General features: G+C 40.3%; 9 protein-coding genes. 2 read left to right on the top strand and 7 right to left on the bottom strand.

The window, feature by feature from the left end:
- Window positions 1–334 precede the first annotated feature (334 nt).
- On the top strand, window positions 335–994 hold the full coding sequence (locus UMU13_RS11700; RefSeq protein ID WP_328219308.1) for a J domain-containing protein: 660 nt from the start codon (window positions 335–337) through the stop codon (window positions 992–994).
- Window positions 995–1313: 319 nt separating this feature from the next.
- Here the strand turns inward: UMU13_RS11700 and UMU13_RS11695 are convergent, their stop codons facing one another.
- From UMU13_RS11695 to UMU13_RS11665, 7 genes are read right to left on the bottom strand one after another with little or no spacing between them, the layout of a single operon-like run.
- Window positions 1314–1469 (bottom strand): hypothetical protein, encoded by a 156-nt coding sequence (locus UMU13_RS11695; RefSeq protein WP_328219306.1) that lies wholly within the window; start codon window positions 1467–1469, stop codon window positions 1314–1316.
- Window positions 1466–2686 (bottom strand): NADH:ubiquinone reductase (Na(+)-transporting) subunit F, encoded by a 1221-nt coding sequence (nqrF, locus tag UMU13_RS11690; protein WP_273267085.1) that lies wholly within the window; start codon window positions 2684–2686, stop codon window positions 1466–1468. The genes UMU13_RS11695 and nqrF overlap by 4 nt, the downstream gene beginning before the upstream one ends.
- Window positions 2687–2698: 12 nt before the next feature.
- Window positions 2699–3310, bottom strand: a complete 612-nt coding sequence (nqrE, locus tag UMU13_RS11685; protein ID WP_328219303.1) for an NADH:ubiquinone reductase (Na(+)-transporting) subunit E — start codon at window positions 3308–3310, stop codon at window positions 2699–2701.
- A 5-nt stretch (window positions 3311–3315) separates the two neighbouring features.
- Window positions 3316–3912, bottom strand: coding sequence for an NADH:ubiquinone reductase (Na(+)-transporting) subunit D (locus tag UMU13_RS11680; RefSeq protein WP_442902152.1), 597 nt, complete (start codon window positions 3910–3912; stop codon window positions 3316–3318).
- A 10-nt stretch (window positions 3913–3922) separates the two neighbouring features.
- Window positions 3923–4711 (bottom strand): Na(+)-translocating NADH-quinone reductase subunit C, encoded by a 789-nt coding sequence (locus UMU13_RS11675; protein ID WP_328219299.1) that lies wholly within the window; start codon window positions 4709–4711, stop codon window positions 3923–3925.
- Window positions 4701–5900, bottom strand: coding sequence for an NADH:ubiquinone reductase (Na(+)-transporting) subunit B (locus UMU13_RS11670; RefSeq protein ID WP_328219297.1), 1200 nt, complete (start codon window positions 5898–5900; stop codon window positions 4701–4703). Before UMU13_RS11670 ends, UMU13_RS11675 begins: the two co-directional genes overlap by 11 nt.
- Window positions 5901–7247, bottom strand: coding sequence for a Na(+)-translocating NADH-quinone reductase subunit A (locus UMU13_RS11665; protein WP_328219296.1), 1347 nt, complete (start codon window positions 7245–7247; stop codon window positions 5901–5903).
- Window positions 7248–7581: 334 nt separating this feature from the next.
- On the opposite strand from UMU13_RS11665, the gene mobB reads away from it, so the two are divergent.
- Entirely contained in the window at window positions 7582–8241 is a 660-nt protein-coding gene (mobB, locus tag UMU13_RS11660; RefSeq protein WP_328219295.1) for a molybdopterin-guanine dinucleotide biosynthesis protein B, read from the top strand.
- The last annotated feature ends 148 nt before the right edge of the window (window positions 8242–8389 follow it).

Below are 8389 nucleotides of genomic sequence, written 5' to 3'. Positions count from 1 at the left end.
TTTTATAACAGCAAAAGATTACATTCGTATTTAGGGTACGTTAGCCCAAGACAATTTGAGGAAAACAATAGAATGAAAAAAGTTGCTTAAAAAATTGTACATTTTTACTTGACCATGTCACGGTATCGCCCATCACGCATCACGGTATCACCCATCACGGCATCTAAAATTATCTTTACTAAAATCATGGTTAATATTTACTTGTTAAATATTAGTTTTTATTGTTATAATTAAACACCTTAATTTTTATACATTTAGTGAATCACATTCACAAACGTCGGCAGGCAGGCATATAAACTTGACTTAATTATAAACTAAAATAGTATGGAATTATATGGAGAATAGTAAACTTTCAATTTACTACAAAATTTTGGGAATCTCAGAAGGAGCACCTGCTTCGGAAATACGCAGCCACTACCTTGCGTTGTGTAAAAAATATCACCCTGACAAACTACATAATGAAAGTGCTGAGAAGCAGAAAGAGGCTGAAGAACATTTCAGACTGATTAATGAAGCTTACGAAATACTATCGAGTATTAACAAGGCGGGTTTCGACTATAAAACCAAACCTGATACATCCGACATGGACGCCAGGGACATCGGCAGAGCCTATTTTATAAAGGGGATTCACTTTTATAAAGAGGGCGATATCAACAACGCCCTGGATGCGTTTGTAAATGCGTACAGAAAAGATGAATCCAAACCGGAATACATTCGATATATTGTCAAATGTCTGCTAACAAAGGAAAGAAGGCTCCATGAAGCAAAAGAATATTGCCTGAAATTACTAAAAATTGAATTTTATAACTCCGAAAATTATTACCTCATGGGATTGATATACAAAAAGGCCAATCTTACCGAAGCCGCTTCGGAATATTTTTACAAAGCAAAACGAATGGGTTTTGATAGTAACTTAGTGGATATTCAAATAAACGAAATTGAACCAAAAAGTTTTAAAAAGAAAATCAAAAAGATATTCAAAAAAACCACATGAAATCTATAATTGGTGAGATAGGAAAATAGTGAGATGGGGAGGTAGTGAAGTGGTTAAGAAGGTTGAGCCGTCATTACGAGGAGTGCTGACGACGAAGCAATCTCCCTTACTGCACTTGAGATTACTTCGGGACTTTGTCCCTCGTAATGACGCCACCAACTCGTTATTTCGAGCGGAGTGAAGCAATCTCTCTATTTTGGTTATTTCACAGGACACAGTATTTAACCCCTAATACCTCAACTACCTCTAATTACCTTCCCCTTCACGCATAACGCATAACGCATAACTCATCACGTATCACGTATCACGTGTTACGGTATCACTGGTCGCAGCATTTTCCGTCACTGCAGGCAGTCTCAGGTTTTTCAGCAGAACATGTACAGGTGTGCTTCTTCTTCCGACTTTTAAAAATCACAAGCTGAAAAATTCCAATAATAAAAGCAGCAATTACAGAAAAAATAACAATCTTCATCATCCACCAAAATCATCAAATCTTATATTCTCTTCTTCAACACCGAGGTCATCAAGCATTTTCAAAGCCGATTTCAACATCATAGGAGGACCGCACAGATAATATTCCACATCCTCAGGTGCCGGGTGGTTCTTTAGATAGTTTTCATAAACCACAGTATGAATAAAACCTGTATACCCTTCCCAGTTATCCTCATCCAAAGGATCAGAGAGGGCTATCTTCCAGGAAAAATTGTCATATTCTTCCTCAAGCTTATCAAAATCTTCTTCATAAAAAATTTCTCTCTTACTCCTGGCTCCGTACCAAAAACTGATTTTTCTGTCTGTCTTAACACGCAAAAGCTGATCAAAAATAATTGACCTTAAAGGAGCCATGCCGGCACCTCCACCTATAAAAACCATCTCAGCATCGGTATCCGAAGCCATAAAATCACCGAACGGTCCCAAAACCGTGACCTTGTCACCCGGTTTTAAACTAAAAATATAAGAGGAAGCTTTACCCGGAGGGATATTTTTTTCATGCAGAGGAGGAGTTGCAATTCTGACATTAAGCTTAAGGACACCTTCCTCAAGGGGATAGTTAGCCATAGAATAAGCCCGCATAATTTCCTCATCCACCTTGGACTCAATATCCCACAGACCGGCACTTGTCCAGTCTTCATGAAATTTTTCATCAATATCAAATTCGGAAAATTTCACATGATATGGGGGTACTTTCATCTGTATATATCCCCCGGCTTCAAAATCCATTTCTTCCGGTAGTTTTAAAATAAGCTCTTTAATAAAAGTCGCCACATTTTTGTTGGAAATTACTTCGCAGTGCCACTCCTTGGCTTTAAAAATCTCCGGGGGCAGCTCTAATTTGAGATCATTTTTTACAGAAAGCTGACACGAAAGCCGGTACCCCTCTTTCGCCTCACGTATATTAATATGGGATTTTTCCGTCGGCAAGATCTCTCCGCCGCCTTCCACAACCTTTACCTTGCACTGACCACAAGTTCCGCCTCCGCCGCAGGCTGAAGGAACATAAATATCGTTGTCAGCCAGAGCAAACAACAGCTTTTCATTGGCGGAAACCTTCAGAGGCTCATCATCTTCGTCGTTAATAACGACATCAAAAACACCCGAAGGGACAAGACGTCTTTTTGCCTGTATAATCATACCCACAAGAAGCAGAATAATCGCAACAAAAAAAACAATTCCAAGTATAATTTCAGTCAACCCGAAACCTCTCTACAGTTTGATGCCGGAAAAAAGCATAAATGCAATGGACATTATTCCGGCTACTATGAATGTGATACCGATACCCTCAAGACCTTTGGGCACATCGCTGTATTTCATCTTCTCTCTTATCCCCGCCAAAGCGACAATTGCCAAAGCCCAGCCGGTTCCTGAGCCGAAGCCGTATACCACACTTTCGGCGAAATTATAATCCCTTTGAACCATGAAAAGCGAGCCACCCAGAATAGCACAGTTCACTGTTATAAGCGGCAAAAAGATTCCAAGGGAAACATAAAGTTTCGGAAAAAATCTGTCTATAGCCATTTCCAGAACCTGCACAATCCCTGCCACCACTACAATGTATGTAACCAAACCAATAAAGGTGAGATCCACATTGGGAAAACCCAGCCATGAAAGGGCGCCTTTTCTAAGCAGAAACTGATAAATAATATTGTTTGCCGGTACGGTAACTGTCTGCACAAGGATAACAGCCAACCCCAACCCCTTTGCCGTTTCCACCTGTTTTGAAACAGCCAAAAAGGTGCACATACCGAGGAAAAAAGCCAGCGCTATATTCTCAACAAAAATCGACTTAACAAGCAAACTGAGCAGATGTTCTGCCATTTTGGTTACTCCTCAAAATTTTTCGTGGCTATTTTTATCCCCCATATCATCAGCCCTATTATAAAAAAGGCGCTGGGAGCCAATACAAAAAGGCCGTTGGGAGTGTACCAGCCGCCTGAAGATTCCAGCTGAAAAATCTGGACTCCGAACAAACTTCCGGAGCCTATAAGCTCTCTGAAAAATCCAACAACCAGTAAAATCACACTGTATCCCAATGCATTGCCGAATCCATCCACTAAGCTTTGAAACGGAGGGTTCTTCATGGCAAATCCTTCAGCTCTTCCCAGTATGATACAATTGGTAATAATCAGTCCGACAAAAACGGATAATTTCTGGCTGATCTCAAAAAAATAGGCTTTTATAAACTGATCGGCAATGATCACAAGTGTAGCTATTATAGTCATCTCCACAATAATTCTGATACTCGAAGGGATAGAGTTCCTCATTATACTTACAAAGAAATTGGACAAACTGACCACAAATATTACTGCCAGGCTCATTACAACTGTGGTGTTCATATTAGATGTGACAGCTAAGGCAGAGCATATCCCCAGAACCTGAATAGCTATCGGATTATTCCTAAAAATAGGGTCTACCAGCATGCCGAGAGTCTTACTCACTTACTTCCCCCGATTTAGACAGGCTTTTTAAAAATGTACCGTAAGCGAAATCGCTCACCCAAAATTTTATCAGATTGTCCACACCGTTTGTCGTCATAGTGGCACCGCTTAAACCGTCCACTTTATATTTTGCATTCTCAGCTGTAGCATCCACATTTCCTTTTATCACACTTATGCGGACATTCCCTGATTTTCCGTACAATTTTTTGCCATTCCACTGTTGTTTCCATTCTTTATTGTCAACCTTTCCTCCCAGTCCCGGAGTCTCCCCGTGCTGATAAAACGTCAGTCCCTGCACCGTTCTGCCGTCCGATTTTACTGAAAGGAAACCGTAAAGCGTTGACCACAATCCTTTTCCATATACCATTATCACCACTTTAGAAATTTGTCCGTTTTCATCCTGAAGGATATAAGCGGGCATATGCTTTGGTACCGTAGGATAGCCAATAGAAGGCAGATCATCCGGCACATTTACTGAAGTTTTCGGAGAAGTGCTTATCTGCTGAAAATTTCTGTAAAAATCTGACAAATCATCTGATTCAACAAATTCAGCAGTTCCAAGTTTAACAAAGCCTGTCCGTATATTTTTAAAAGCTTCTTTTATGGAAACTTTGGGATTGTATTCACCGCATGCTATCAAAACATTTCTGTTTCTGTTAATAGTTGCATTTTTTGCCTGAATAGGCTGAAGCATAACTGCAGTGACAGAGACCACAACAGAACAGACAAGTGCCAGTGAAAGCGCCACAACAAAAATTCTCAGATCACTTTCACGCTTCATTTCGGCGCATTCTCCTTTTTATATTGGCATTGATAACATAGTTATCAATGATCGGTGCAAAAATATTGCCAAAGATAATGGCAAGCATGACTCCCTCGGGGAAAGCCGGGTTCACCACTCTGATAAGGGCAGTCAGCCCTCCGATTAAAAATCCGTAAATATATTTACCGGTTTGGGTTATTGCTGCTGAAACAGGGTCGGTAGCCATAAAAACGAGCCCGAAAGCAAAACCTCCTGAAACCAGATGCCAGACAGGCGAGACATTGAACATCGGATTGGTATCACTGCCAATAATATAAAACAAACCAGTGAAACACAGCATACCAATAAGCATACTGAGCATAATACGCCATGAGCCTATACCGGTAACAATTAGTATAAATGCCCCTATAAGACATGCAAGTGCAGACGTTTCCCCCATCGAACCGGGAACAAATCCTATAAAAGCATCCCAGAGACTGTATTGCATTCCCGACATACCTGAGTGTGAAGCATACGTCAGCGGTGTGGCTTTGGTTACTCCGTCCACAGCAACCCATACCTTGTCACCGGACATTGAAGCGGGATATGAAAAAAACAGCATCGCTCTTGAAATAAGCGCGGGGTTTACAACATTCCTTCCCGTTCCTCCGAAAATCTCTTTTCCCAGAACAATACCCAGTGACAACGCAACAGCCGCCTGCCACAAAGGTACCCCGGGGGGAAGTATCAAAGGATACAGCAAGCTGGTTACAAGGAAAGCCTCTGCAATTTCATGTTTTCTCACTATGGCAAAAAGAACTTCCCAAAATCCTCCGACAATAAGTGTCATTATGTATAAAGGAAGAAAATAAAGGGCTCCCAATACAATATTTGAGAAAAAACTGCTGCTGTCAGGAGAAAGTCTCAGTATTTGCAGTACTTCAAACCGCCATCCGCCGGCACCGTCCGGCAGATTACTTGCTGCAAGATTTGCCTGAAACCCTGTATTCAAAAGTGCCATAAAAACACACGGTATAAGGGCAATAACAACGATACTCATAATTCGTTTTAAATCGATTCTATCCCTTATGTGAACACTTCCTTTATTAACCTCGGAAGGTGTATAAAGAAAAGTATCCACCATTTCAAAAATGGGATAAAAGAGGGAATATTTTCCGCCCTTTTGGAAATTTTCAGACTGTTTTTCAAAAAACGTTTTCAATCCCATCTATGTTTCCTTCTCAATAGTGGTCAGGACATCCCGTAAATTCCTGCAGTGGTCGATTTTTCCTGGGCAGACAAAAGTGCACAAAGAGAGATCCTCTTCAAGAAGCTCCATGCATCCCAGCTTCTCAGCTATTTCAATATCCCCTACTTCCAGATATCTCAAAAGATAAGTGGGTATTATATCAAGAGGCATTACCTTTTCATAACTTCCTATAGGCACAATAGCCCTTTTGCTGCCACCCACCGAAGTATCTATACTGAATTTTTTCTTAAACAGACTTCCTGTAAATGCATTTTTAACGGAAAACTTATTCTTACCCGGCATCAGCCAGCCGAAAAGTTCCCTGTCTCCACCTTCGGGTATAACCGAAACCTGATAATCAAATTTACCGAGAAAATTAACAGGCTCATCACACGTTTTGCCGTAAAGAGGAGAACCGGAGATTACACGGTGTTCATTATCATTGACAAGTTTCGACTTTAAAATGTCAAATATATCGGCACCGATATCTGTTCGGATTAATGCCGGTTCCCGCACCCCTTCACCGGCGATGGAAATAACTCTTTTTGTATAAATCTCACCCGTTCTGAAAAGTTTTCCAGCAGCAATCACATCCTGATAACCGATCTGCCAGACACTCTTTTCCCGGCTTGCAGGGGATAAAAAATGTATATGGGTGCCCGCCAGCCCTGCGGGATGGGGTCCGTCAAACCTGACAATTTCCACATTATCAGGCAGATCGGAGGGAATATAAAAATTTTCATCATCTATGCACACAAAAACTTTGGATTTTGTCAGAGAACTGATAACATCCACTCCATCATAGAAACTGTCGAAATTATCATCTATAGCTTTTACAACTTCAGGAGCAAGAGGTCTTGTATCGGCTGCTGTAATAAAAATATCCGGAGACTCAGTTTCAGGATCGGCAATTTTGCCGTATGGTCGGGATATAAAGGATGTCCACAAGCCCGATTCAAGGAGCTGATTCCTTATATCTTCCGCCGGAATATTGTTTAAATTTGAGTATTTATTAAAAGTAACGGAATCGTCACCGCTTTTTCTTATCACAATGGACAAAAATTTGCGTTTTTCGCCCCTGTTTATACGTTTTACTTCTCCTGCCACAGGTGACGTAAATTTAATACGCTCATTCTTTTTGTGAAGAAACAGCGCATCCCCTTTCTTAACATAATCACCTTCAGATACAAGAAAACGGGGCTTTAATCCGATAAAATCATCTCCGAGAACAGCATATTCAGAAGCTGCGGCTTCATCACGGATTTCCTGAACCGGCGCACCTTTCAGAGGAATGTCACAGCCTTTTTTTATGTGAATTGTTTTCATAGTCAAATAAAACCCTTTTGTTAATTATAACATAATTTAGATTAAACCAAATTCATTTTAATAGTCAACGGAATATTACTGACAATCTCCCAAAATTTACAAATTTAAATACGTAAAAGCCGTAATGCAGGTCGTAGTATGGGTTTTAGGGATTGTCTCACTTAGTCCTTGCTCCTAGGCCCTTTAAACTTAGCACTTAATGCCGTTCATCAATAACAAATAAACCAATATACAAATATACTACTCAACCAATACACCATTTCATAAAACTTATTGATAATGATAGTGCTTTGGTGTAAATTCCGGGTTAAAGAAAAAATGTGAGGTTTTTATCATGATACCGGTCTTATCTATAGTCGGCTCATCCGATTGCGGCAAAACCACGCTACTGGAAAATCTTATCCGGGAACTTTCCGGCAGAGGCTACAAAGTCGGAACAATCAAACATGATGTCCACGGTTTCGACATTGACAAGGAAGGCAAGGATACTTACAGGCATAAACAGGCAGGAGCCCATTCAGTTCTCATTTCTTCCCCCTGGAAATATGCACTGATTTCCGATGTTGACAGTGAAAAACCTCTGGATGAAATTGTCGGATTTATGCCATTGGAACTGGATATTATCCTAACGGAAGGCTTTAAAAGTGCAGATAAGCCCAAAATAGAGATTTTCAGAAAAAACCATTCCGATGAACTCCTGTGTGCTGATAACCCGTCACTTGTTGCAGTTGCCACGAACGATAAAAATAACAGTGCATTGGAAGGTATAAAAAATATTCTTGATCTGGATAATACAAAAGAGATAGCAGATTTCATAGAAAAACATTACATTCAAAAATCATACGGCAGAGTTTCCTTAACGGTAAACGGGGAGAAAATCAAACTAAATCAGTTTGCCAGGGATATAGTGGAATCCACCCTGAAAGGTGTCATCTCCCAGCTGAAAGGTTGTGAAAACCCAAAAGACATCGATATTAAAATAAAAGATATTTAAATACGCAGAAATTATTGGCAGATAGATGGAGATCCCTCGGCTTCGCTCGGGATGACATAAAACACTGTCATCGTATATTAAGAAAGTAGGAAAAATTGTTTAACAGGCTATTAAAAAGTTGTATAAGGTTCCAGAGCACTGAAGGTGA

The organism is Flexistipes sp. (assembly GCF_036172515.1).
In the GTDB taxonomy this organism is placed as follows: domain Bacteria; phylum Chrysiogenota; class Deferribacteres; order Deferribacterales; family Flexistipitaceae; genus Flexistipes.
The sequence above is the reverse complement of the archived record's forward strand: the minus strand, read 5'-3'. Positions and strand labels throughout refer to the sequence as shown.

What these genes read in the sequence shown, in the direction of transcription:
- nqrE (WP_328219303.1), bottom strand. Translation starts at nt 3,310, where the DNA reads ATGGCAGAACATCTGCTCAGTTTGCTTGTTAAGTCGATTTTTGTTGAG.
- UMU13_RS11670 (WP_328219297.1), bottom strand. Translation starts at nt 5,900, where the DNA reads ATGGGATTGAAAACGTTTTTTGAAAAACAGTCTGAAAATTTCCAAAAG.
- UMU13_RS11665 (WP_328219296.1), bottom strand. Translation starts at nt 7,247, where the DNA reads ATGAAAACAATTCACATAAAAAAAGGCTGTGACATTCCTCTGAAAGGT.
- mobB (WP_328219295.1), top strand. Translation starts at nt 7,582, where the DNA reads ATGATACCGGTCTTATCTATAGTCGGCTCATCCGATTGCGGCAAAACC.
- UMU13_RS11695 (WP_328219306.1), bottom strand. Translation starts at nt 1,469, where the DNA reads ATGATGAAGATTGTTATTTTTTCTGTAATTGCTGCTTTTATTATTGGA.
- UMU13_RS11675 (WP_328219299.1), bottom strand. Translation starts at nt 4,711, where the DNA reads ATGAAGCGTGAAAGTGATCTGAGAATTTTTGTTGTGGCGCTTTCACTG.
- UMU13_RS11700 (WP_328219308.1), top strand. Translation starts at nt 335, where the DNA reads ATGGAGAATAGTAAACTTTCAATTTACTACAAAATTTTGGGAATCTCA.
- UMU13_RS11680 (WP_442902152.1), bottom strand. Translation starts at nt 3,912, where the DNA reads ATGCTGGTAGACCCTATTTTTAGGAATAATCCGATAGCTATTCAGGTT.